Annotated in this window: 35 protein-coding genes; 6 read left to right on the top strand and 29 right to left on the bottom strand. The window is 68.6% G+C overall.

The window, feature by feature from the left end; all coding sequences use genetic code 11:
• Nucleotides 1-4 precede the first annotated feature (4 nt).
• The 28 genes from H0524_RS21435 to H0524_RS21300 all read right to left on the bottom strand — a co-directional run bounded on the left by H0524_RS21435 (nt 5) and on the right by H0524_RS21300 (nt 17,044).
• Entirely contained in the window at nt 5-1,393 is a 1,389-nt protein-coding gene (locus tag H0524_RS21435; protein ID WP_180200260.1) for a hypothetical protein, read from the bottom strand.
• A gap of 157 nt (nt 1,394-1,550) precedes the next feature.
• On the bottom strand, nt 1,551-2,210 hold the full coding sequence (locus H0524_RS21430; RefSeq protein ID WP_180200259.1) for an HK97 family phage prohead protease: 660 nt from the start codon (nt 2,208-2,210) through the stop codon (nt 1,551-1,553).
• Nucleotides 2,207-3,379 (bottom strand): phage portal protein, encoded by a 1,173-nt coding sequence (locus H0524_RS21425; RefSeq protein WP_180200258.1) that lies wholly within the window; start codon nt 3,377-3,379, stop codon nt 2,207-2,209. Before H0524_RS21425 ends, H0524_RS21430 begins: the two co-directional genes overlap by 4 nt.
• Nucleotides 3,376-3,555 carry a hypothetical protein gene (locus H0524_RS21420; RefSeq protein WP_018805802.1) on the bottom strand — a complete coding sequence of 60 codons (180 nt, stop codon included), beginning with the start codon at nt 3,553-3,555 and terminating at the stop codon, nt 3,376-3,378. Before H0524_RS21420 ends, H0524_RS21425 begins: the two co-directional genes overlap by 4 nt.
• Nucleotides 3,556-3,567: 12 nt before the next feature.
• Nucleotides 3,568-5,103 (bottom strand): terminase, encoded by a 1,536-nt coding sequence (locus H0524_RS21415; protein ID WP_180200257.1) that lies wholly within the window; start codon nt 5,101-5,103, stop codon nt 3,568-3,570.
• Between the two features lie 88 nt (nt 5,104-5,191).
• Complete coding sequence (locus tag H0524_RS21410; RefSeq protein ID WP_309225190.1) at nt 5,192-5,689, bottom strand: helix-turn-helix domain-containing protein; 498 nt, start codon at nt 5,687-5,689, stop codon at nt 5,192-5,194.
• 416 nt (nt 5,690-6,105) lie between these two features.
• Nucleotides 6,106-7,239, bottom strand: coding sequence for a hypothetical protein (locus H0524_RS21405; RefSeq protein WP_180200255.1), 1,134 nt, complete (start codon nt 7,237-7,239; stop codon nt 6,106-6,108).
• An 88-nt stretch (nt 7,240-7,327) separates the two neighbouring features.
• Nucleotides 7,328-7,927 (bottom strand): hypothetical protein, encoded by a 600-nt coding sequence (locus H0524_RS21400; RefSeq protein ID WP_180200330.1) that lies wholly within the window; start codon nt 7,925-7,927, stop codon nt 7,328-7,330.
• Nucleotides 7,928-8,077: 150 nt separating this feature from the next.
• The gene (locus tag H0524_RS21395) at nt 8,078-8,344 is read right to left on the bottom strand and encodes a hypothetical protein (RefSeq protein WP_180200254.1); all 267 of its coding nucleotides are present in this window, start codon (nt 8,342-8,344) and stop codon (nt 8,078-8,080) included.
• A complete protein-coding gene (locus H0524_RS21390; protein WP_180200253.1) occupies nt 8,341-8,991 on the bottom strand; it encodes a hypothetical protein in 651 nt (216 codons plus the stop codon). The genes H0524_RS21395 and H0524_RS21390 overlap by 4 nt, the downstream gene beginning before the upstream one ends.
• Before the next feature lie 193 nt (nt 8,992-9,184).
• Nucleotides 9,185-9,823, bottom strand: a complete 639-nt coding sequence (locus H0524_RS21385) for a hypothetical protein (protein ID WP_180200252.1) — start codon at nt 9,821-9,823, stop codon at nt 9,185-9,187.
• Complete coding sequence (locus H0524_RS21380) at nt 9,820-10,080, bottom strand: hypothetical protein (protein ID WP_180200251.1); 261 nt, start codon at nt 10,078-10,080, stop codon at nt 9,820-9,822. The genes H0524_RS21385 and H0524_RS21380 overlap by 4 nt, the downstream gene beginning before the upstream one ends.
• A 14-nt stretch (nt 10,081-10,094) precedes the next feature.
• Entirely contained in the window at nt 10,095-10,595 is a 501-nt protein-coding gene (locus H0524_RS21375) for a hypothetical protein (protein ID WP_180200250.1), read from the bottom strand.
• On the bottom strand, nt 10,592-11,452 hold the full coding sequence (locus H0524_RS21370) for a hypothetical protein (protein WP_180200249.1): 861 nt from the start codon (nt 11,450-11,452) through the stop codon (nt 10,592-10,594). Before H0524_RS21370 ends, H0524_RS21375 begins: the two co-directional genes overlap by 4 nt.
• 83 nt (nt 11,453-11,535) lie before the next feature.
• The gene (locus tag H0524_RS21365) at nt 11,536-11,904 is read right to left on the bottom strand and encodes a hypothetical protein (RefSeq protein ID WP_180200329.1); all 369 of its coding nucleotides are present in this window, start codon (nt 11,902-11,904) and stop codon (nt 11,536-11,538) included.
• A complete protein-coding gene (locus tag H0524_RS25185) occupies nt 11,904-12,290 on the bottom strand; it encodes a hypothetical protein (RefSeq protein ID WP_180200248.1) in 387 nt (128 codons plus the stop codon). Before H0524_RS25185 ends, H0524_RS21365 begins: the two co-directional genes overlap by 1 nt.
• Nucleotides 12,287-12,976, bottom strand: coding sequence for an ERF family protein (locus tag H0524_RS21355; protein WP_180200247.1), 690 nt, complete (start codon nt 12,974-12,976; stop codon nt 12,287-12,289). Before H0524_RS21355 ends, H0524_RS25185 begins: the two co-directional genes overlap by 4 nt.
• Nucleotides 12,976-13,827, bottom strand: a complete 852-nt coding sequence (locus tag H0524_RS21350; protein WP_180200246.1) for a hypothetical protein — start codon at nt 13,825-13,827, stop codon at nt 12,976-12,978. The genes H0524_RS21355 and H0524_RS21350 overlap by 1 nt, the downstream gene beginning before the upstream one ends.
• Complete coding sequence (locus H0524_RS21345; RefSeq protein ID WP_180200245.1) at nt 13,824-14,024, bottom strand: hypothetical protein; 201 nt, start codon at nt 14,022-14,024, stop codon at nt 13,824-13,826. Before H0524_RS21345 ends, H0524_RS21350 begins: the two co-directional genes overlap by 4 nt.
• The gene (locus H0524_RS21340; RefSeq protein WP_180200244.1) at nt 14,021-14,338 is read right to left on the bottom strand and encodes a hypothetical protein; all 318 of its coding nucleotides are present in this window, start codon (nt 14,336-14,338) and stop codon (nt 14,021-14,023) included. The genes H0524_RS21345 and H0524_RS21340 overlap by 4 nt, the downstream gene beginning before the upstream one ends.
• Entirely contained in the window at nt 14,335-14,580 is a 246-nt protein-coding gene (locus tag H0524_RS21335) for a hypothetical protein (protein ID WP_180200243.1), read from the bottom strand. Before H0524_RS21335 ends, H0524_RS21340 begins: the two co-directional genes overlap by 4 nt.
• The gene (locus H0524_RS21330) at nt 14,577-14,789 is read right to left on the bottom strand and encodes a hypothetical protein (RefSeq protein ID WP_180200242.1); all 213 of its coding nucleotides are present in this window, start codon (nt 14,787-14,789) and stop codon (nt 14,577-14,579) included. Before H0524_RS21330 ends, H0524_RS21335 begins: the two co-directional genes overlap by 4 nt.
• Nucleotides 14,786-15,118 carry a hypothetical protein gene (locus H0524_RS21325; RefSeq protein WP_180200241.1) on the bottom strand — a complete coding sequence of 111 codons (333 nt, stop codon included), beginning with the start codon at nt 15,116-15,118 and terminating at the stop codon, nt 14,786-14,788. Before H0524_RS21325 ends, H0524_RS21330 begins: the two co-directional genes overlap by 4 nt.
• Nucleotides 15,118-15,417, bottom strand: a complete 300-nt coding sequence (locus H0524_RS21320) for a hypothetical protein (protein ID WP_180200240.1) — start codon at nt 15,415-15,417, stop codon at nt 15,118-15,120. The genes H0524_RS21325 and H0524_RS21320 overlap by 1 nt, the downstream gene beginning before the upstream one ends.
• Complete coding sequence (locus H0524_RS21315) at nt 15,414-15,923, bottom strand: hypothetical protein (RefSeq protein WP_180200239.1); 510 nt, start codon at nt 15,921-15,923, stop codon at nt 15,414-15,416. Before H0524_RS21315 ends, H0524_RS21320 begins: the two co-directional genes overlap by 4 nt.
• 97 nt (nt 15,924-16,020) lie before the next feature.
• A complete protein-coding gene (locus H0524_RS25180) occupies nt 16,021-16,236 on the bottom strand; it encodes a hypothetical protein (RefSeq protein WP_255436147.1) in 216 nt (71 codons plus the stop codon).
• A 314-nt stretch (nt 16,237-16,550) separates the two neighbouring features.
• Nucleotides 16,551-16,745: a helix-turn-helix domain-containing protein gene (locus H0524_RS21305; protein ID WP_018223868.1), complete on the bottom strand. Its 195-nt coding sequence runs from the start codon at nt 16,743-16,745 to the stop codon at nt 16,551-16,553.
• A complete protein-coding gene (locus H0524_RS21300; protein ID WP_255436146.1) occupies nt 16,745-17,044 on the bottom strand; it encodes a hypothetical protein in 300 nt (99 codons plus the stop codon). The genes H0524_RS21305 and H0524_RS21300 overlap by 1 nt, the downstream gene beginning before the upstream one ends.
• A gap of 248 nt (nt 17,045-17,292) precedes the next feature.
• Between H0524_RS21300 and H0524_RS21295 the strand changes: the two genes are divergently transcribed.
• The 4 genes from H0524_RS21295 to H0524_RS21280 all read left to right on the top strand — a co-directional run bounded on the left by H0524_RS21295 (nt 17,293) and on the right by H0524_RS21280 (nt 20,125).
• A complete protein-coding gene (locus tag H0524_RS21295) occupies nt 17,293-17,730 on the top strand; it encodes a hypothetical protein (RefSeq protein WP_018223870.1) in 438 nt (145 codons plus the stop codon).
• A complete protein-coding gene (locus tag H0524_RS25175; protein WP_180200238.1) occupies nt 17,730-18,950 on the top strand; it encodes a tyrosine-type recombinase/integrase in 1,221 nt (406 codons plus the stop codon). Before H0524_RS21295 ends, H0524_RS25175 begins: the two co-directional genes overlap by 1 nt.
• Nucleotides 18,951-19,462: 512 nt before the next feature.
• On the top strand, nt 19,463-19,885 hold the full coding sequence (locus H0524_RS21285; protein WP_218942387.1) for a hypothetical protein: 423 nt from the start codon (nt 19,463-19,465) through the stop codon (nt 19,883-19,885).
• Between the two features lie 18 nt (nt 19,886-19,903).
• A complete protein-coding gene (locus tag H0524_RS21280) occupies nt 19,904-20,125 on the top strand; it encodes a hypothetical protein (RefSeq protein ID WP_180200236.1) in 222 nt (73 codons plus the stop codon).
• 114 nt (nt 20,126-20,239) lie between these two features.
• Here H0524_RS21280 and H0524_RS21275 read toward each other — a convergent pair whose 3' ends face one another.
• A complete protein-coding gene (locus H0524_RS21275; protein ID WP_180200326.1) occupies nt 20,240-20,767 on the bottom strand; it encodes an SMI1/KNR4 family protein in 528 nt (175 codons plus the stop codon).
• Nucleotides 20,768-21,007: 240 nt separating this feature from the next.
• Between H0524_RS21275 and H0524_RS21270 the strand changes: the two genes are divergently transcribed.
• Complete coding sequence (locus tag H0524_RS21270) at nt 21,008-21,574, top strand: NUDIX hydrolase (protein WP_180200325.1); 567 nt, start codon at nt 21,008-21,010, stop codon at nt 21,572-21,574.
• A gap of 372 nt (nt 21,575-21,946) precedes the next feature.
• The gene (locus tag H0524_RS25670) at nt 21,947-22,447 is read left to right on the top strand and encodes a PASTA domain-containing protein (RefSeq protein ID WP_375372020.1); all 501 of its coding nucleotides are present in this window, start codon (nt 21,947-21,949) and stop codon (nt 22,445-22,447) included.
• The last annotated feature ends 302 nt before the right edge of the window (nt 22,448-22,749 follow it).

Raw genomic sequence — 22,749 nt, 5'->3', positions numbered from 1 at the left:
GGGGCTAGGCGCCGGTGAAGGTTGGGGTGACCAGGCCGGTGCCGGCGACCTTGTGGGCGTGGGTGTAGCGGGCGTGGGTGTAGGCGAAGTAGCCGTACACGACGAGAAGGACACCCAGGGATGCGGCTTTGGCCTGCTCGGCGCGGATGTACATCGGCGCGTTCGGGTCTTCCCACAGGTGGCACTCGTTGCGGTCGAGAAGGTAGATCTCGTCCTCATCGGTGCCAGTGCCGAGGTTCGTGGCGATGTTGTTGTCGACGATCACCGGGGTGCCGTTGGGCAGGATGCCGCGGACGCCGCGCCCGTAGGCGGTGGCGTAGTTCGCGCCGAGGGTCTGCGCGACGACGCCGGGCTGGGTGATCAGCGGGTACGAGGTGCCCATGGCGTTTTGCATCCAGTACCAGCGGCGGGAGTGCATCACCGCGATGTTCTCGCCGGATGCCTGGTCGAGCAGCGCGGCCTCTACCCCGGACAGGGCCTCGATCACCCGCGGGTAGAGCTCGGCGGTGGCCGGGGCGCCGGAGGTGTAGGTGACGGCGGTGGCGGTGGCTGACAGGCCGGTGGCGGCCTGGTTGAGCAGGGCGGAGTCCAGCCGGGTGGCGTAGCGGCGGAACAGGTCGTCGAGGATGACCGGTTCGGTACCCGCGCCGCGTTCGATCGACTGGCGCGACATGGTCTGCTGCCCGGCGTTGGTCTGCACGGTGATCGTCAGCAGGGTGTCGTCGGCATCCTGCTCGGTCACCGCGGCGTTCTCGGACGGCTGCGGGTCGGTGTCGGTGGAGGTGGTGATCCGGGAGATGTTCACCGTCATGCCCTGCGCCGGTAGGTCGTGGCGGCGGATCGCGTCGGCGAACGGGCGGCCGGCGGCGGCGGCCGGGGCGTACATGTCGGTCAGGTACTGCGGCACGGTCAGGCCGGCGAACGCTCCGGTGCCGATGGCGCGGATGTGCTGGCCGCGCTCGACCTGCTCTTCGGCCATGTGCCGGGACAGGCGGTCCCGGGCGGCGAAGTCACCCACGAACATCGCGGACACGTCACGCTCGAACGCGGCGCCGCGCGGGTCGTGGTCTCGCCGGTAGGTGCGCTCCTCGGCGCCGACGCGGGCCACCTGGTCGTAGGCCGGGGGCCGGGCGCCGGTGGTCTCGGTGCGGGCGGCGAGTTCGGCGATTTCGTCTTCGCGGCGCTGCTCGGCGAGCAGCTCGGCGAGGTCTGCCTCGGCGCGGGTGACTGCGGCGTCGGCGTCGTCTCGGGTCTGCCGGCGGGCGGTGACAGCGTCTTCGGTCAGGTTCGGGTCCTGCCGCAGCGCCATCAGCTGGTCCTGGGCTGCCTGGCGGGTGGTGATCGCCGTGCGCAGCGTGTCCCGCGCCCGGGCGATCATCTCGGTGAGCGTCATGCTCGACTCCCTCGTGGTGGTGAGTGATCGGTGGCGCCCGGTCCAGGTCAGACGGCCACCCGAGGCGGTAGCGCCGGGTGGGCTCGTGCGAGGCAGAGCAGGGCGAGGTAACCCGACGCCCGCGCGGGCGACAGGTGGTCTGGGTGGTCAGGGCTGGTTAGCCGCCGGCGATGGCCAGTTCCAGCAGCGCCCGCGCCCGGCCGTCGCGCTGGCGCAGGGCGGCGTCGGTGGCGGGATTCGCCCCGTAGCCGACGATCGCCACGTCCCCGCGGTGGATGTCGACCTGGTCGATGCGGTACTGGGTCCAGTCCGGCGACCAGGTGCCCGACTCGATGCGGAACGCGAACGACATCTCGTCGACGAGGCGGGCGCGTAGCTTCGGGGCGATGTAGGCCACGTCGGCGTCGGCGGGGTCCAGGCGGGCGGTCACCAGCAGCCCACCGTCGTCGATCGACAGGTCGAGCGTGCCGGTGGTGGTGCGGGCGATACGGCGCAACTGGTCGTGGCCGAGCACCAGCGGCACGTCCAGGTCCGGGCGGGTGAGAGTGGCATCGAACGCGGTAGCAGCGATGACCTCGGTGTACGGGCCGTAGGAGTCCCACATCTCGTAGGCCCGCTCGGTGACTGAGGCGTGACCGACGAACTCCACCTGCGCGGCGCCGTCGGCGTCGCGGAGGTGCATGTCGGCCAGTCGCGCGCGTGCGACTGGCCGGGATCCGGCCTGCGGCGCGCAGCGGCGCTGGGCGGGCCGGTCGGCGCGTTGCCGCACGTGCTGCGCCCGCGCTGCGGCAGCCGCGGCGGTGTCGGGGATGGTCATGTCTTAGTCTCCGTCGGCTGTGTGCGGGGGGCGCCGTACACCCGGTCGAACTCGGCCAGATCGGCGTCAGTCAGGGGCGGCAGGTCATCCAACTGCCGTGCTTCGCTCGGGGTCAGCGTCCGCGCGTCCAGCCTCGTCTTGATCGTGGCGGCCCGGGCTGCTGGGTCCATGGCCAGCAGCGCGGACCGGTTGAGTTTGACGAACCGGGGACGCGCGGTCAGCCGGGACAGTGCGGTTTCCCGCCGGGTGACAGCCGGACCCAACTTCATGATCAGAAATTGGAGGTTGCGTTGCGTGATGCTGGCGTAGGTGATCGACCCGGTGGACACCGCGGCGTCGATCAGGTCGGCCGGGGCACCGAAGAACCGGGCGATGTCGGTCAGCCCGAACTCGCGGGTCCGTAGGAACTCCGAGGATGCCGCGACGGTTTGGATGGGCTTGTACTCCCAGTCGTTGCCGTGCACGAACAGGTCACCGTTGTCCACCGCGGCCCGGTAGGCGTCTTTGGCGACCCGCGCCTCATCCTTGTTGATCTTCTTGGCGGTGTTGGTGAGCTCGGCCATCGGGATGGCGGATCCGCCGAACCAGTCCAGGGCGAACCGCTGCGCCGACAGCGACTCCTCCAGCGACCAGGCGGCGTAGGCGACCGGGGACAATCCCAGCGGCAAACCCGCCACCACGTACTGCCGCTCATGCCACACATCGGCCAACCGCGCGCCGGTAAACTGCTCACCGCCGATGCGTATCTCGGTGATCTGGGCGCCGGACGCCCGCACCGACACATCCGACAGGGCCACCAGCTCAATGCGCGCCGGCAACCCCAGCGCGGACCTGCGGGTGATGACGCCGAACACGTTGCCGGCCCGGTCCAGGTCGAACTGGGATGACCACAGCCACTCCTGAATGTCGACCCGATCACCACCGGGGAGCATCAGCACCGGCGGCGTCGGCACCTGCACCTGCACCCCGCCGACGCGGCGGAACACGTCCACCGGCATCGTGGAGATGAGGTCGGCCCGTAGCGTCAGGCACGCCCACACCGCCGAGTGCCGCAACGCGGTCGCGTTCGTGACCAGCGGGCCGCTGCTGCGCCGGCTGGTGCGCTCACCCAACAACTCTTCGGGGGTGGTGATGGTCGCCGCCCGCTGGTGGCGGCCGAACAAACTCACGGCTCAACCCTCGGGTTGCGGCGGTCGGCCCACCACCGTCCGGCCAGCACCACCACACCAGCAACAATCATGCCCGCGCCGGTGCCGGCCAGCGCCGCGACGGCGACACCGACACCAGCGGCGACCAGCAGCAGGCCGAGCACGTCCAGGCCGAGCGTCACCCCATCACGCAGCACGGCACACCTTCCCTATCCGAACGATTCGGAAACGTCGTAGTCGTCGTCGGCCAGGTGCTTACGGATCTCCAGCGCGAACAGGGCGGTGATCGCCGCCTGTAGGCACACCACGTTCCCGCTGGCTTTACGGTCGAGCAGCCACACATCACCGGAGGGTTTCGTGCGGGCCACCGTGTACGCGTCGGTCAACGCCGCCTGACCCTCATGCCGCAGCGTCGCGTCACGGACCTCAGCCAGCAGCGTCCCCGTGTACGCGGCGGTGTCGCTGACCAACGGCGACGCGACATCCCCCCGCCGCGGCTGCACACCGCTCGGCAACCGAATGTCCTCGTCGGCCAGCGGCTGCTTCAACTGCTTGGTCGGTCCTCCGGCGAGGTCCACACCCCACGCGACCGGCGCCCACCGCTGGCGGAGGGCCTGCGCCCGGCCTGGTAGCCAGTCAATTCCCGGCTTGTACTCGATCACCCGCAGGTGATGCTTCACCCCGCCCACGCCCGGCCACGCCGCGACGATCGCGGCCTGGGTGCCCTGCCAGTCACACGCCACCCCGAACGCCACCACATCCCCCGGCGTCTGCCGCACGTCGATCAGTTCGTTCCAGCGGGCCACCGGCGGCACGTTCGGGTCCGCAGGCGGCGTCGCGCCACGACGCCGGTTCAGATACGCCCGCTCGAAGTCGGCCACGGTGGTGGACTTGGCCATCTCGGCGCGGATCGTGTCCAACCGCACCGTGTGCCGCCACCACTGGCGGCCCTGCTCATCCACCCCGCACACGCACGGGCCGCTCTGACGCGGGCACAGCGCCGGCATACACCGCAGCCACGTACCCGGGTCGTCATACGAGCCGGTCAGCTCCGACCACTCCAGGTAACAGATCGGGGACCGCTCACCGGCGGCGGCGACCGTACGACCCAGCTCCACCTTCGCCGCCAGATACGCCGACCGCTCGGTGCCCTCGGTGGACACCCGCCAATGCTGCGGTGACCACCGCGTCAGCATCGCCGGTGAGAACGCCTGCTCCAGGCGGGCATCCTCGGCGTGGAAGAACTCGTCCTCCACCCCCAAATCGAGGGTTTTGCCGTGCCCCGCGTCTTCGGTGTTCGCGGTGATCCCGTCGATCGCGCCGGTATCCCAGATCAGCGCCTCAGACCCACCCCGCAGGCGGGGCCGGAACCGGTTCGCCAGCGGCGACGCCAACAACACCGGCAGATGATCATCTATCAGTTTGTCCCGCGCGTCCTGCCGTTTCTGCGCCGCATACAGGATGCGCTGCCGGCCAACCTGCTGCGGCGCGTGCCGCCGAGCAGCCCGTGGGAACGCCAGCGCTCGATGCGTCTTCACCCCGAGCACGATCGACGTTTTACCGCTCTGCCGCGGCACCAACAGGGTCACATCCCGATACACAAGCTCCTGCGTGTCCGGGTCGACCTCCAACGCGACATCCACGCAGTACCGCTGCCACGGCATCATCGGCATACCAAGCTGGGCCGAGATCCGCGCCACCGCCGCGCCGTACGTTCGACGAGACGGGTCACGGACGGTACCCACCCGCGGTGGGCACGTCAGCCCATACGCCGACCAGATCTCATCCTTCGACATCCCCGGCCGCAACCGCACCTCATACGGCGTGTACCGGTCAGGACGGCCCGAGATCGTCTTCGTCTTCGTCCTCGGCACCCCGGCCCTCCCAGATGTCCGCCAGCGCCGCCCGCAACTCTTTCGATACCGCAGCCGTGGCCATACCGGCGTCGGTGTCCAACTTGCGCGCCAACGCGTACGCCGCCTGCGCCAACGGATGCTCCCGCCCCTCCAGGTCACCCAACTCACGCATCGACTCGCGGGTCGCCGACTCAACCGCCCCGCACCCCGACGGCGCCGCATCGGCACCGAACAGGACACGGTGCGCGCCGAGTAGCTGCGGCACGGGCAGCTCAAGCGCCGCAGCCAGCCACACCAGCTCATCCACACTCGGCGCCCGCTTACCCGTCTCCAGGTTCCGCAACGCCGCCGCGGTAAACGAGGCCGGCGCACCAGCGGCCCGCGCCGCGACAGCCACCTCATCTCGGGTAGCGCCTCGAACCCGCCGCGCCACACCGATCTCAGCGGTGACCACCGCACTGATCGGCTCACTCACCGAGGGCTCTTCCTGAACCACCAGATGTCCCCCCAGTCCCGGGAGAGAGAAAAAAATCAACTTGGCGGCGGGTTGTCGACCCACCCAAAATTAAAAAACAACAGCCCTGACCTGCGCGAACACAGGTCACCAGTGCGGCGACGTCACCCACAAAGCAGGTGCCGGCGCTCCACCGGTGCCGCGTTTCTGGTTGCAGTTCGTCGCGCAGACCGCACACCCCGGTGATCCATCAGGACGCGGCCCGTGCGACGGCTCCCAATTCCACATCTCCAGACGGCCGACGGGTCTGCGGGATCGGGGAATCCGATGATCGATCTGGTTGGCGCCACCGTGCCCGCAGATCCAACACACCGGGTGCTCGGCGAGGAACGCCCGCCTCGCCTTGCGGTAGGCGTAGCTGTCCTCGCTGTGCCGGCTCATCGCAGGAAGCTGAGGCCGTCAAAGCTGAGGCTGTACGCACCGGCCTGGGTGCGGCGTACCACGATGTCACCGGTAGTCATGATCTCGCAGGGGGCGGCGATACCACCGGTGGTGGGCACCGACAGCAACTGGCTGTAGGTGGGTGCGTGGCCGGCGGGCAGGGTGACCACCACATGCCCCGAGCTGGTGCCACTGGAGGCGACAGCGATCCTGCCCCGCAGCCAGGTCCGGTCGTCGCTTTCCTGGCGCACGGCCAGGGGCGCGACGCCGGTGCTGGTGTCCTCGCTGTACCGGCCGGTCGCGTCGGGGTCGACGGCGATGATGGCCTGCCAGGCGTACAGGCTGGTTTGAAGCCGGCCGTCCTGGTCGATACCGCCGGTGGTGACACGCTGGTTGGTCCCGTCGCGGCGCTCGAACCGAATCAGGACCCCGGTGGCCGTCGCGTGGCTCGCGATGAGGGTGATGAGGTGGTCGTAGCCGAACCCGCCCGGCTGCTGCTCGGCCCGGTAACGCAGGGCCTCATTGAGCCACGCGGCAAGTCTGAGCTGCCCGCCGATGGTGATGTGCGCCTCGGCGAGATTGACGCCGGCCGGAACGTCGCTGAAACGCACCGACAGCAACGGGGCCGTCAGCGCGGTGGATGGGCCCACGTAGGACCGCGGCGTGTAGGTGCCGGACAGATCAGGCACCTGCCCGGCGGGCAGCAGCGCACTGCCGTCGAGGGGCCCCGCCGGGCCGGAGGCGGTGCCGACCGACGCTCTGGTGACGTAGGTACTCGCCGGGTCCGGCGCCGTGGCGGTCACCGGCACCAGGTCGGCAAGGCTCGCGGGCGGCCCGCCGGGGATAGCGATGTCCGCCCGATACCGCCACGCGGTCGTGTCCACATCGAGCGTGTACGCCCACCCGGACGGCGACCAGTCGACGTCGTCCGAGACGGGCACGGTCAGGCTGTATGCGCCGGCGTTGTCGAGTGTGGCCGTGTGCGCGCCAGGCTGGAGGGTGATGTCGTCGGCGGGGCCTTGTAGGGGGATGGCCCGGGTTAGCCGGATGGTGCCGGCGGCCGGGTTGCCGTCGGCGGTGAGGATGACACCGGTGATGGTGCGGGTGCTGAGACTAGCCGGATACGTCACGACCGCCCCCTGTGCTGGTGTGTGGTGTGCGGGCAGGCCGTCCCAGCCTGCGACCTGCCCGCACCCACGTGCCGATGTCGTAGCGGCGTTACAACCACTGCTCGTCGATGTTGCCGGCGTACAGGTAGGCGGTGCGGTAGTCCGGCCTCGCGAACAGCGCTGACTCGCCCGAGTACACGGCAGCGAGTAGACCCGGCCGATACCACCAGCCGTTGGTGATGCCACCAACCTCTGCGACCGGTTGCATGGTGTTCAGGTCGAGCTGGTCGGCGGCCGAACCGGTCAGCCTGGTGACCGTGTCCGCGATGTCCATGGCCGCCCATGCCAGAGCCAGGGCCTCAACCCACCCGTCGATGCTGTAATACAACGGGATCCACTGCCCATCGCCGCCACCGGCGATTCCGAACGTGCCGTCCGGTCCGATCAGGAATGAATACGGCACAGCGGTGCGTTGTGGACCGGCCTCGAAAAACCACCCCTTGGGAGCAAAGGTGTCTTCCCACTCCGGCGTGTCCACGCTGAGCATCCGTGGGCCCGCCGCATCTTCGGGGATGCCCGGCGCGGACGGCAGGACAAGACCACCCCACCGGGCTCGATACGCCTCGGCGCGGTCGATGACCTCGTCAGGAACCTGCGCCTTCTGCCATGCGCCTCGAAACTGGCTTACCGGCGGCGCATCGAGCCACACTCCGTGAACGCCGACGAACGAGCGAGCACGTCTACTCAAACCGGTCGGCGGCCGACGAAAGTTCCACACAAGTGCATGGTATCGGGGCTTTGGGCACACTCCGCCTAGCGGAGTTGGTGAACAAATCATGCCGTAGCGCGTCCGGCAAGGTCAAGTCGGGCGTGGTCGTCCGCGTGGTGAGAGGCGCTTGGCGGCCTCGATGCGCGCGGCCTCGTCCAGTGGGCTGTAGCCGGCGTGGGTGGTGAGTCCGTCGCGGTCACGCCAGCGGCGGACCATCGCGACGGTGACGTCGTCGCCGAGACGGTGCACAAGCTGCTGGGCGGTGCCCCACTCCCGGCCGGCGTACCAGGACAGCGGAGCGGTGGCAGGGCAGCCGGCGGCGGTGCAGGTCAGTGCGCAGCGGGGGCAACGGGTCATGCGGCATGCAGCACGGCAGCGCGCGGCCAGATATGAGCGACGCCTTTCACTGCGCCAGGCATGCCGCAGCCGCAGCCCTGCCCGACGCAGCGGCAGCCGGCGGCGCATATGACGGTCCAGACCTCGGGTGGTCCTGCGGTTTGGATGTGGATGCGCCGTTGGGCGCACCGGGGGTTGGGGCAGGCGATGTCGTCGAGCAGTTCCCGCTGCGGTCCGCAGCCAACGGCAGCGCGGACACACGTGTCTTCGTCGGCCAGGTGCCGGGTGATGGCGGCGGCGGTGGCGGCGTTGGTCACGCGGGGGATCGTGTCGTAGATCCGCCACCACGGGTTCGGGCCGGCGGGTGCGGTGGGGAGTTGCAAGGCGAGCCAGTCGAGTTTGCGCAGGCTGCGGGTGTGCATGTCCGCCCACCGGTTCCGGCGGGGTGCCCGAGGTGCGGTGGTGACGGCGGCCAGGCCGGGAGTGGGATCGCCGTGACCGCCGAGGGTGTGGCGGCGGCCCCAGGCCGGGGAGTGCAGCAGGGCGGGGGCCTCCAGTGCTTCGGCGGCGATGTGAGCGGCCTCGTCGTCGGCGAGTTGGGCGAGGTGCTCGAGCGCTGTCTTCAGGGACCATGCGGCGGCGGTGGCGTGCAGGTGGTGCGGTGTCACGGGTGGCCCTCCGAGGCGTGGGCAGTCATCGGCTGGTCCAGTCGTCGTCTGGTTCGCGCTCGGCCGGGTCGGTGACCCAGTCGAGGTCACCCCAGCCGCGGTCCTCGTTTAGCTCGCAGTCGCACACGGACCAAATCGGGTCATCTCGGCCCTGGTTGAGGTCGTGTAGGCGGCAGTCGTCGCAGGACACGGGTCAGCCCTCCCTGTCGGCCGCGCGGGATTCAGCGGCGGCGATGAGGGCGACGAGGTGGCGGGCGAGGCCGTCGTGCTCGTCAACGACAGCCCCGGGGTAGTGGGCGTCCCAGCGGTCGTACCAGCCCTCCAGGAGGTCACGGATGGCTGCCCAGCGTTCGTCGGCGGTGCGCGCGGCCCGCCACTCCGCTGTGGAGTAGTCGAGGAACGCCTGCATCTCGGCTGGGGGGTATGTGGTGCCGCGGTCCCGCTCGGGGCCTATACGGGCCTGTGCGTGGCTCTCAGCGGGCTTGGCGGCGTCCTGCGTGCCGCGGGCCGGGGAACCGGGGCGGGTGGCGTATCGCGCCTGTACCTCGTCGAGCTGTTCGACCACGTCGTCGAGGGTGGCGCGTGCGCGGTGCCGCTGCGCGGCGAGCTGGTCGATCAGCTCTTGGGCTTCGCCGAGGACGGAGCGGGCATGGTCGCGCTGCGCGGCGAGTTGGTTGATCAGTTCGGCGGCTCCGGTGGGGCCGGTGATGCGGGCGCGGTTGAGTGCGGCCCATACGTCGGTGAGCTGCGTGAGGGCGTCGTCGCGCTCGGCGGTGATGGTGGCGACGTTGTGGTCGCCGTGGACTGGCAGGCGGCGGGCGTGCTGGGTCATGGCGTCTCCTCAGGTGTGCTGGGCGTGGGGCGGCGCGGTCGGCGTGGGGTGACCTGCTCGTCGAGGGTTTGACCCCAGCGGGTGGCGCAGGGCTCGCAGATGCGCAGCCGTCCCCAGTGCTCGTTGCCGACATGCTCGTCACCGGGGGGCAGTGCGGCGGCGAGGTATTGCTCGCCGGGGCGGATGGTGTTCGCGCAGGGCTCTGCCTGGCAGTCGTGGGCGGTGCGGGCGGTGCGGATGGTGCGGATCTCAGGCATGGCGGCGGGCTTCCTCAGGCGGACTTGCGACGGACGATTTGGTTCAGGACGTCGCCGACGGACGACATCCCCGGCACCCGGGCGGTTTTCCGTTCGGCGCGTGCCCGGTCGAGTGCCCGTTGGCGGATTTCGTCGGATGGCGTCAGCGGTGGGGGCCGCTCTTCGTCGGCCGTCTCACCGAGGGCGGCGGCGATGGCTTGTCGGCACAGTTCGGCGCCGCGGGCGGTGCGTGCGTCGCGGGTGGCGTCGTCTTCGTATCGCGATGGCAGGGCGCGGACCTGGTGGGTGACCTGGCGGCGCCATTCGTCGCGGATGGTGCGGGTGTGGTGGCGGATGTGCGCCGGCATGATCCGGTCGGTGCTGTCGCGGTAGTGGCGTCGGAGTGCTTCGCAGGCTTCCGGGTAGGTGATGTCGTGAAGGTCTTCGTGCCAGGCGAGGACGTCGGCGTCTCCGACGGTGCGTAGGTCGCGGGCTGCGGCGGCGGCGAGGATGAGCGCCGTTTCGGTTTTGGTCATGACGCCTCCTCGGCGGCGTAGCGGGCGGCGAGTTCGAGGGCGGCGTTGACCCGCTGGTCGGTAGTGGATGGTCGGGCCTGTGCCGGGGCGGCGTTCATCAGTTCGTTGACGACGCTGGGTAGCGCCGAGGGATGCAGTCCCTTGGAGTGCCAGGCGGCGAGGCCGCGGCGGATGTCGGCGGGGGCGATGTTTTCGGCGAGCATTTGCTTGAGCTGTTTGCCGATTTGGCCGATGACCTGTCCGGGTGGGCGTCGACGGCAGTGGTCGATCCATTCGCCGATGAGGGCCTGTGCGGTGTCGGGTTCGGCTGGGACGATCGCGAGCGCGGTTGAGCGCTCCGCCGAAGGCGGAACTTCCCTGTTCCCTGTTCCCTGTTCCCTGTTCCTTTCCGCCAGTGAGTCCTCAGTGAGTTGTGTGTGAGGTTGCGGTGAGGGCTCACTGTGTGACGGTTCGGGAGTGCTCCGACCAGGGATTTCCACAGGTGGAAGGGGTGTCGTTTCACTGGTCGGTGGGGGTTCGGGGGCTTCCGGTGGTGGGGGGATCTTGCTCTTTGTCGGACGGTTGATCCGTTGGTGCTCACCCCATCCTCGGACGGCAAGGTATGAGCGCTCGCCCACCTTGTAACGAAGGATCAGTGAGGACTCACTGAGTCGTTTTAGGTCGAGTTCGACGTCGGTGGAGAGCCGGTCGTCCAGTGGCCAGACGGCGGCTTTGATGAGCCGGGCGTCGTCGACACAGCGGCCCTCGTCGTCCACGTGGGTCCACAAGCCAATGAACGTCAGCCGTGTCTCGACGAGCAGGCTCGCCACGGTCAGCGACGTAAAGAACTCGGGCTTGATGGAGCGGATCCGGGCCACGTCGTGCCTTCCTTTACGGGTGGTGCTGGTCTGTGCGGGGGTAGTTGGGCCGGCCCCGCCCCTTCCGGGGCCGGCCCAACCGGTCAGGGGGTGGTCTTGTGGCGGGCGCGCTGGTCGCGTTTGCGGAGCCTCCAGTCCTCCCGCTCGGCGGTCTCGCACGGTTCGCACGGCTTTTCGTCGCGTTCTCGGTGCCGCTTCGCGGCGGCCGGCGTCCCACACGGCTGTGGACCGCGGGCCGGCCGTGGTGTGACTGTCCAAGCGGTCAGGTGCAGCCACGGCCGGTCGTCCGGGACGGCAGCGGCGAGGACGTACAGCAGCCGTTCCCGGTCGCCCGGGTTGGGCAGCGTCGCGGCGAGCCACCGCGCGTTGGCCTGCGGGTCGTCGTCGCGGACCCGCACGACCAGTTCGGCGGCGACGGCGGCGAGCTGGTCTACGTAGGTGCTGCTGTCCATCACGCGCCGCACTGGAGCCGGTCCAGCTCGGCAGCCAGCTCCCGCCGTAGTGCCTCCAGGCGGTGCACCTCGGCGACCCACCCAGGTACGTCGTCGGCAACGGCGGCAGCGAGCAGTGCGACGTCTGGCTGCCGGCCGCTGTCGCGGGCGTCGGCGTACGCGATGTACCGGCTGGTCATGGCGTACAGGTCGGCGGGTGTCGGCCGGGGGCCCGGGGCCGGCGTGACACCGGCCCCGGGCTCGTAGCCGCCGCATCCGCACGTCGAGGTGGAACAGCCACCCCGGCGGCGGTCCGCCCGCAGTGTGTGCAGCGGCTCCAGGTGCCCGCACACGCACCAGCCCGGCTCCCGCACCAGTCCGCCGCAGGCGGCGTCGCGGTCGTTCACTGCCGCCCCTGCTGGTCGGCGACGGCTTGGAGGTGATCGATTACCCGGCGGGCGTCGTCCCTGCTGAGTTCCTTGGTGCTGGTGATTTCGCGTTCCAAGACGTCGCTGATGTGGCCGAGCCCGGCTTCGCGGTTGGCCTTGCCGACCTTGCCCAGCAGCAGATGCAGCAGGTTCTGCTGCTTCGGCGTGATGCCGCCGGCATCGCCGTCAGGCAACGGCGGCGGCGCGGGCCGCTGGGCCCGCTGTGCGGTGGGTCGCTCTCGCGCCGGGGCGGCGGACTGACGCGATGGCATGGCACGCTGCGCGGTACGGCGACCGCTCGCGGCCTGCCCGTCGTCGTCCTCATCCTCGGCGGCAACGCCGGTCAGTGACAGCAGCACGTACCGGCGGGCGTAGGTGATCGCCGAACCCATCTGCTGCGGGTTCTCCGACAGTTTCAGCGGGTACCTGCCGGCCAGCTTCTCGCCGGACGTGACGTGCACCAGCTCGTAGGCGAGGACGAACTTGTTCTCGTCGGCCAGAGTCGGCGCGCAGGTGTAGACGATCCCCAACTCGTTGAGGCGGGCTAGCACCTGCTCGTTGACCTGTGCGAGGTCGGCGTACTTGGACTGGTGGCCAGCCTTGTTCTTGGTCAGTGTCGGCGGCTTGGCCTGGAACTCGGCCAGCGCCGAGATGATGCCGGTCATCAGAACGGCACCTCCTCGGAGTCGTCCTCGCTGGTTTTGGCGAGCACGTACGCCGAAGCGGTCGGCGCGACGATCGGCTCCCCCACCAGGTCCCGCAGCCCGCCGACGATCCGAGCTACCTCCTTGACATAGAGGAAGTCCCGGTACTGCTCCGAGCCGCACTCCAGCGGCACGAAGCTGTAGCCGTCGGCACGCAGATGAATACCGGCACAGAAATCGACCTCCGGCATGTCGATGACCTCACCGTCGGGCAGGATCAGCAACTCGGAGAACCGATACGGCGACAACTGGAGGGCTACGTCGCCGAAGATTCCGGATCGGCCCGTCTTCCAATCGAACAGGCCCCGGGAGTAGCCGTCGTCGCGCCGCGGAATGTGGTCGTACTGCGGCCCCTCGGGCAGCAGCACGTCTCCGATCAGGTCAAGGGTGCCGACGTGGCGGCGGCTCTCGGAGTAGACGACCGCCTCGATGTGCAGGGGACGTAGGTCGAAGTCATCGAGGAACTGCACACAAGACTGGACGTACCCGGTAAGCGCGTCGGGGACGGTGACCCGCTCGCCGGTGGAGAGCCGTTCGGCCAACTGGTGGATCTCGGACCCCTTGTTGGCGGCGGCGTCGCGCTTTTCGTACCGGCCGCCCTTGATCTTCTTTAGGCGCTCGGACGTGGGCAGCTTCGCCAGGTCGTCCCAGTGGTCGACGGCGTACTCGGCGGTGGCGTCGCCGGCCCAGTTGAGCAGCGCGGGCTTGGGTAGCCCGTTTCCGTTGATGGTGGTGACGCCGGGGACCTTGGTGTCGGTGTCGGTGTCCACATACCAGTGGTGCCGTCCGCGGTTGACCCGCTGAATCTTCACTTACTCGCTCCCTTGATCAGTCGCAGTCGGCGATCGCCGGGCTCACACCCGGGATGCCGGTCGTAGACGCCGGGCTGGCCGCCGGCGCCGACGGTGGCGGCGGGATGCACCGGCCACCGGCACCCGCCAGCACACGGCGCACCGCCAGTAATCGCGGCCTGGGTGGCGGCGGCGATGTCCGCCCATCTGCGGGTCACGACGGGCCCTCGGACGGGAGCTCGGCGTACCGGTCGGCCAACGGCCGCTGGCCCCGAGGGGCCGGCGGCCGGATCGCTGCGGCCAGCTCACGGGCGACCGCGAGCGCGGCGTCCGTGAGTCCGGCGTCCGCCCAGACGCCGTGGCCAAACACCCCGGGGGCGGCGGCGTCCAGGGCGAGGCTGAGTCGCAGCCCGTACCCGACAGGGCTGCCCAGCCAGTCCGCCATCGCGGACAGGATGAGGTCGGCGCGAGCCGCCGTATCAATTTCGGGCTGGCCGAGGATGTCCACGATTTCGTGGCGCAGGTCGTTCACCGGCCCGCCTCCTCACGGCCGACGCCGAGCCGTTCCCGCGCGGCCACCAGGCCCACCCGTAGCTGCTGGGAGGTGCTGATCGCCTGGTCCCGGTCGGTGTGGGCCTGCCGCAGGTCGTCGGACAGCCCGCGGGCCAGGTCCCGCCACTGGCCGAGCTGCCGGGTACGCCGCTGGTAGGCGGCCGTAGTGGTGTCCAGCGCGTCCTGCAGGCGGGCCAACTCCCGCACCATGTCGTCAGTCATGTGAGACTCCAGATCAGCAGGGCGGCCAGGAGATAGATAGCGGCACCGATCGGCACGCCGACCAGTAGGGCAGTCACGATGCGGACGGTGTCCGCGTGCGGCGCGGCAGCGTGGCGGGGGCCCTCCACCGCCGGGCAGGCCACGCCGTGGTCACGGCCGGGGACGGTTAGGCAGCCGGGGCACACCCCGGGACCCGAGTGGGCGCTCACCGGGGCTCCTCAAAGTCCGTCGCCTCGGAGCGGGCGATCTCGAGCGCGGTCCGCCGCGCCCACCCGGGCAGCATCGGGTCCGGCAGGCTATCCGGGGTCAGTGCGGCGGCGGCGCGAAACCGTGCGGACGTCTCGCGCAGCAGGAGTAGCTCGGCCTCCTGGTCGGCTAGCTCGGCGCGGTAGTCGCGAATCCGCTCCGCCTGGTGTCGGATACGGCGTTGCCGCGCCATCAACTCCCGGTCCATGGTGCGGCAGACCAGGGCGAGGATCACGGCGGTGAGAGTCACGGCGAGCAGGGCGGCCGTGAGAGCTACGGGCAGCAAGGCCATCAGGCCACCTCCCGCAGCGCCGGGTCCGGCAGCGGTGTCAGGCCGGGGCAGTGCGGCGGCAGCATCACCGGCTCGAACTCCCGCGGCGGCGGGTACTCGCCGGCCGCGACCCCGCGCCAGTAGGTGCACGCCTGGTCGCAGACCTCCCCGGGCAGGTGCCCGCAACCAAGGTCCGGGACGGTGATCGGGGCGGCGGCGGCCATGAGTGGCCACGCGGTCTTGGCCGACTGGCCGGCATCCCACTCGGCGTGCCGCAGCACCACCGCGTCGACCGGGTCGGTCGGGTCGAGGGCGCTCATCGGGGGCCCTCGGTGAGCTGGGCGCGCAGCGCTTTCACCTCGGCGCGCAGTGCCGCCGTCTCCGCGTCCTCCGGTGCCGGAATCCGGGTCGAGGCGGTGACGCGCAGGCCGCCGACCTTGGCCTCCGCCTGGCGCTCCCAGAAAGACCCCAACTTCACATCAGCGGCCGGCGCACCGAGTGCGGCAGCGATCGCCTCCACCACCGGTAGCCGCCGGTCGTGATCCCCTTCCAGGAAGGGCCCGACAAACAGTGCAAGGCTCGCGCTCACGTCGGGGGCCGGCGTGCCGGCGAGAGAGCCGATCCGGTCAGCCACCGCACGTAGGTCAGCGGCGAGGGACAGCCAGTAGTCCGACCTCGGGGTGGTCTGCGGCTCTGCTGCCGGCGTGGGCAGCGGGTGCTCACAGTCCCAGCCGCGGCTGCTGTAGCAGCGCGGCGAGCAGTAGACGCCAGCCGCGGCAGCGGCGCACATCTGCCGCTCGGTGGTGTCGGTACGATCGGTGTGCATCTGGACTCCTTCGTGAATCGGGTTGTCCGGGTGTCGAGCCCTTCGCCGCGTCATCGGCGGGGGGCTCACTTCATCGACCGCTTCGCGTCGATGAGGGTCATTCGGCGGCCTTGCTGCTCAGCCGCTCACGGCGGCACGTCTTGCACTCGCGCCGGGCGTAGCCCTTCGGAGTGCGCCGCGAGTAGGTGTTCTGTGGCGTGTACTCGTGGCCCTGCCGGCAGTGGGTCTTCGCCGCGTTGTAATGGGGCATGGTGTGGCGGGAGCGGAGCAGGTTCTGCCGCTGCGTTACCGCCTCCAAATGGGTCGGATTCACGCACCGTCGGTGCCAGCATCCGGTCCCGCCTGGACAGGTGATGTCTGTGTTGTGGCACTGGTGGTCGACGTTCAGGCCGTCTGGGACGGGGCGGACCATCAGTTCGTAGGCGACCCTGTGGGCACCCTCGCTGCCCTTGCCGAAGATCCCGTAGCCGTCGGAGTTGGCGTGGCCACGCCACATCCAGCAGGCGTCGGGGCCGTTGGAGGTGTCTACCTGAGCGATGAAGGCGCGGATCCGAAGTGGGCTAATCGCGTAAATGCGGCCGGGGCCGGCAGGCGGAGTCGGATTGCTCGGCCCGGCGGGAGGGTGTGTCATGCGATCCTGCCCTTCTCCCGCTGCTGCATCAGTGCGTCAACCGCAGACCGGCGGACGCGAAACCGGGGTCGGGACTTGCCCTGACCGATGTCGATGCGGGGGAGTAGGCCGGCCCACACGAGCCGGTAGACCGTCTGCTTGTGGGTTCGCATGACTGCGGCGGCTTCCTTGACGGTCAGGTAGGTGTCCATCACTCGGCTACCTCGAAGAGGTCTTCGAAGCTGACTGATAGCCCGAGTTGGCCAAGCGCCTCGCTGTGGTGCTGGAGTGCCGCGAGGGTCGCCGCGATTACGGCCTCTCCGGCGTGCTGGTCGCGACGGAGTCGGGTGATGGTGCGTGATGCGATGCCGAGTAGTCGTGCGCGCGCTTGGTCGGATGTGGCTCCGACAATGCGCGTGTAGAGGTCGAATCGGTCGAGACGTAGCCGGACGTGGGGGCGCTTCACCCCGTCAACGTCTGGCCGTGTCCTGACTTGCGTGTCCGTGTTCACGTGTCGGAGATTACTCGGACATGCATGGGCTAGCAAGCGCTGTAGGTCACGCATGTCTAAGTTCACCCGGACGTATGACTAGACCCGGACATGCGTGTCTGGGTACCGTTACTTGCATGTCTCAGCGAGTGCTACGCAGGGCGCGGAGGTCGGCGATGACCAACCGGCCCATGCGCCCGCCGCCACTACTGCCACCATTGCCGCGCCTGCCCGCGTCCTCAGACACGCATGTCGCCTACCATGTCCCGATGGACAGTGAGCACCGGATCGATCGGGCCGAGTGGGCTGCGGTGGTCCGAGAGGTGCTGGAGACGGAGACCGGTGGCAAAAAAGAGCCGCTGGCCCGGCTGCTCGGTATCAACTCGAAGACGCTCCAGCGTTGGCTGAGTGAGGAGGTGGCCGTCTCTGAGGAGTACGTGCGCCTCGTCGCACGGACCACCGGACGTGATCCGATGGGCCTGCTCACGAGGGTCGGGTACTACCGTGAAGCCGATCTCACCGTCAAGCCTCCGCCGAACCCGCTTGAGATCGCGGAGGACGCCGCACTGAAGGTGATCGAGGAGAGCGGTCATCCGCCTCGGGTCAAGGCCCGGATGCGGGAGCGTCTATACGAGTTGCGCCGCCAGCGTCAGGCTGCGGAGGTTGAAGAGGTTCAGTGGTGGATTGATCACGCCAAGGAGGGGTAATGGCGTGGATCCGCCAACTCGACTCGGGTAAGTGGGCGGCGACGATCCGATACGGATCCGGACCAAACGATCGACTCACGGAAACCGACAGGTCCAAGGTGGTCATCACCAGGTGGGCCGCTGACCAGGAGGCCAGCCTGCGGCGGGGCGACTGGATTGACCCGCGCGCCGGCAAGAAGACCGTGGGGGAGTGCTGGGAGCAGTGGGGCACCACGTCCCGCCGGCTTGAACAGGCCAGCCGACGGCGGGACGAATCCCACTACCGGTGCCATGTAGCACCACGGTGGGCGGACGTGCGCGTCGGATCGATCCTCAAGCCGGATGTGACGGCATGGGTGGTCGAGATGGAGGGCGTACACACAGCGAGCTGCCGCAGCTCAAGAACCTGTCCCGGGTGTAAGGCCCCAGTCGGCGCGGCCACAATCGAGGGTGCGGTCGGTGTGCTCCGTGCGGTTCTCGACCTAGCCGTCGAGGCCAAACTTATCCGGGACAATCCAGCTCGAGGTGTCCGAAAGCCGAAACGCGACGCTCACGTTGACCGGGTCCTGGACCCCGATGAGGAAACGACACTGCTGGACGCGCTCGATCGCATGTTCCCCGATCGTGTCGACGCGCGCCTGTTTGTCGAGTTGGCAGCCGACACGGGAATGCGGTGGGAAGAGGCATCGGCAATTCCGCCATCGCTTGTCGATACGCGGCGGCAGCGTATTCACATCGCATGGGTGATGGAGAGGGACGGTACGGCGCGGCCGTATGCAAAATCTGCTGCTGGTAATCGCTCGGTGACCTACGGGGACCACCTTTCCGTGCGGATGAAGGAGGTGAAGGTTGCAGCTCGGGAAGTGAAGGGCGTGTTTCCTGGTGACGACCCGGGCAGACTGATTTTTACCTCAGAGAATGGTAAGGAACTGCGTTATTCAAACTGGCATCGTCGGGTGTGGAAACCGGCGCTGCAAGGCATGCCAGAGCGGCAGATGGTAAAAGGGCATAAGTTCCGGCCAGCGGTCACGGGCGCAGACTTGGACGACCCGCAGCCGACTCCGCACGACCTGCGGCACACGTTCGGCACCCGGCTCGCGGACGAGGGGGTGCCGTTGCACGACATCATGGCGCTGATGGGGCATGAGGATGTGCGGTCAGCGCAGCGGTATTTGCATTCGCGGGAGGAAAGGTTCGACCGGGCTCGTCAGGCCTTGCGCCGGGCGCGTGGTGGATCTTGATGAGTCGCCCATGAGTCATGATCTTGATATGTCATGTTGAAACCGCCTAACTTGGCTTAACTCTAGGTGCAGGTCAGACGCATGATCGCCCCTCCGTGCCAGGTCAGGGAACTGGCTGGAATTCGTTCACACCGAAGAGGTCACTGGTTCGATCCCAGTATCGCCCACGTTGAATATAGGCAGGTAAGAGGCCAGTTCCCGAATCAAGGGACTGGCCTCTTTCACTTCTTCCACCCGAGCTTGGGAGAAATCTGGGAGACGATCTTCACGGCCGGCGCAGTCTCCCCCGGTCAAGAGCCGGTCCAGAACAGCTACGGGGGACCGGGGTGCCATTGCTCGCCGCTCGGCTACTACCGCCTCCCCATCAAGTGAAGCCAGCCTGTAACGCATCAACCGGAGTCGGACAGCCGGCTGCCGGCGATGTCGGGTCTCAGGACCTACGTGACAGGTCAGTCTCGGGACGTGGGTGACACGTCCGACTAGACGATTTTGTGATTCCTCTGGGGCTGTGGATGTTGACCCTACGCTTCGGCTTCGTCGGGTGCCTGCTCTGGGATGCTTCTGGGGTGGGCAGGGACGTGGATCCGGATGAGCTTGCAGGTTGCTTTGTTGTGGAGGTCGGGGAGCGGCAGGCGTGGCCGTTTATCACCTTCGCCGACGGTGGAAGCGCGCGACCGCGTGAAGCTCGGCTTTATCTCGACAGCTTGTGGCAGGTTCGGCCGCCTTCCGAATCGAGCGGGGCATTGCTGGCTTCGGCAGAGGTGTGCCGGCTACTCGACCTGAGCAACTTGACGGTGGAGCGGGCTCAGGTCAGCGAGGCAGGTGAGCTGGAGGTGTGCTTCGCGGATGGTTCCAGTGTGACCGTGTCCGGTGTGGCAACGGCCGACACGGTTGGCGAGCCGTGGTGGTTCACTTCATGGACGTCTCAGGGGTGATGTTGCGGCGAGTCGGCCGTGGAGGTTCGGGTTTGCGGGTTTGAACCGGGCGATCGCCTTGGTGGTGGTGCGGGGGACCTCGGTGAGGAACTGGTCGCCGTCATGGACGCGGAAGGTGGTGTCGCATTCCTCGACGGTGAGGGCTGCTCCGGCGTGGGCGATGCCGACCTGGATGCGTTGCCCGGCGATGACGAGGGTGCCTCGGCAGCTGACGCGGCGTTCGACCCGCACGGGTTCTGAACTCGGGGTGGGTGGTGGCCCGGCAGGGCGGGCACGTCCTTGCGGTTATGGGAAGGCCCCTCTTAGTTTCGCTTCAACGCCTGACCGACTCGCTGTTCCGTCGCGGACTGGCGATCAGTCGTTGACGTCGTACTCGGATTCGTCGACCAGGCCCGTCACGAAGGTCTCGAAGTCGGGGGCGAGGACCGTGATCTGGTAGTTCCACTCTTGGTCGACGTGTACGACGGCGGGCTCATCAGGCGAGCGGTAGTCAAGGGCGACCATGTCGTGACCCGCCGACGGGCAGTCGGCGATGTAGATGCCGATGTCGGGGTAGCCCCATTCCGCTACCCAGAACGTGCTGCCGAAATCGCCGCAAAGGCTGAACCGAGCAGTTCGGCCGATCGCCGCCAGCATGTACACGCCGACGTGGTCCTCAGCCCAGGAGGTTCGGCTCGGTGCAGGGTGGGCGTCCCGGGCGAACGAGCCGCCATTGTGCCGACGGGCTAGGTCGACGTACGCGGTGGGCAACTCGTACCCCAGCTGGGCTTCGACCGCCCGCAGAATCTCGTCGGTGAGCTGGTTCTCCAGCGGGCCGGATCCGTCAAAGACAGTTGCGGGATCGAGCACAGGTAGACGGTAGTCGGTTGGCGTCAGTTCCAGGAGCGCCGGTAGCCCTGCAGCTGTAGACAGCAACGATGACAGCAACACGGCCAGCCGGGGAGTGCCAAAGATAGAAAGTGGTGGATCAGTATCCGGCGGCAGAGACGTGCGCGGACGCGCATGGACGGAGCGCCCAGGACTTACCAGCGAGGGTCGGGCGGCTTGGCAGCAGCGGGATGGTGCGGCCAGTAGGTGCCGCCTGCCGCGCAGGGTGTGGGGTTCGGCGCGGATACTGGCGGGGTGGTGGAGAAGCAGGCGACGGAGTTGACCCGGTGGACGATCCACGGCGAGCGGGTGGTGGATGACACCCGGCGGGCGCGGTTGAGTGTCGCCGAGGTGGAGTTGCCGGATGGAGCTCGCTTCGAGCAGTACGTGATTCGGGCTCCCCGGTCGGCGATGGTCGCCGTGCTCGATGATCGGGAGCGCCTGTTGTTGATACGGCGGCATCGGTTCGTGTTCGACCGGTGGGTGTGGGAGCTGCCCGGCGGCTATGTTGACGACGACGAGCACCCGGCGCGGTGTGCGGTGCGGGAGGTTGAGGAGGAGACCGGCTGGCGGCCCCAGGCGGTGGAGCCGTTGTTGTCCTTTCAACCGTGGGTCGGTACTGCGGACGCCGAGAACCTGCTGTTCCTGGCCCGGCGGGCCGAGTGCATCGGTGCGCCCGTGGACGTGAACGAGGCGGAGCAGGTCGCGTGGATTCCGCTCGACGAGGCGTGCGAGCTGGTGTTCCGGGGTGAGATCGTCGGTGCCGGCACGGTGATCGCGGTACTGGAGTTGATCGCGCGTAAGGCCCGCGGGGAGCTGTGATTGTCGGCGGACACGGTCGATCCGTACGAGGTGTCTAGACCTGGCCCCGGATGATGCGGTGGAGTTGTCCCGGGAGGACGCGCAGACCCGGGCCCCACTTGGCTGCGGCCGGACGTGGGCATCTGGGTAGGGTGTAGCTCCTCGGTCATGCGGGGAGATGGTCCTGCCGGAGCGGCCGAGGCGGCGGCCGGTCTCGTTGCGAGACAGGCCCTGGGTGTGCGGTTCGCGGACGCGGTCGTAGCCGGCCTGTGTGACTGGTCGGCGGGACTCGTTGGTCAGGTTCACCTCGCAGGACCAAGAGTCGCGCGCTTGACACTGATCTTGACCGATTGGTGGATTCACCGCTGGTGATCGAATGCCAAGGCTAGCCGAATGACTAATGCACCTCCTCCATCACAACCTGATGCCACCCAACCACTGACGCCGCCACCGTCGAAGCCACGATTTTCGCGGGCTGCGATCGTCGGCATCGTCGCCGGTGGCCTGATCGTGCTCTGCTGCGTTAGTGGCGTCATCGGGGCCATCGCTGGTGACGAGGGCGAGCCAGGCGCGCAGGCGGATCCCACTGCGGCTGCGTCCGCCACGGACGCACCAACCACCCCGGCTGCGCCGGCAACCACTGCGGCCGAGTCGCAGCCGTCGCCAACGGCCATCGAGGTGGCGGTACCGGACCTCGTTGGTGAGAACGCGCAGATCGCCTACGAGAAGCTTACCGAGCTGGGTTTCACGAAAGTGAAGTTCGGGTCCCAGGATGCCGATGATCAAATAGTGCTATACCCACCTAACTGGACGGTGACAAAGCAGAGCACAGAGGCGGGCGCGAAGCTCCGCACGGATCGAACCATCGTCTTGACCTGCACGAAGGAGGGGTAAGCGGGGGGCGGCGGTGTGGGCAGGCAGTTCCAGCCTGCGACCTGCCCACACCCCCTTCCTGCGTCCGTTTCTGGGGTACGCGAAAGCCCGGCGAGCCGGGCTCGGGCACACTCCGCCCCTGGCGAATGTCTGATGACCACTGTGGCGTCGGGAGGGGTTTGTGTCAACGCGTCTTGCTGGCCGGGTGCTGGTCCGCGGTGGCTCTCGGAGGTGAGTCGGGTGTCTCGCTCGCGGTGGATAGCTCCTAGTACGGCAGTCGCCGTTCGTGAGGTGACCTCGGGTCCCGCGGGAACGAGGACGGC

It is taken from the genome of Salinispora sp. H7-4 (genome assembly GCF_013416675.1).
Taxonomy (GTDB): domain Bacteria; phylum Actinomycetota; class Actinomycetes; order Mycobacteriales; family Micromonosporaceae; genus Micromonospora; species Micromonospora vitiensis.
The sequence above is the reverse complement of the archived record's forward strand: the minus strand, read 5'-3'. Positions and strand labels throughout refer to the sequence as shown.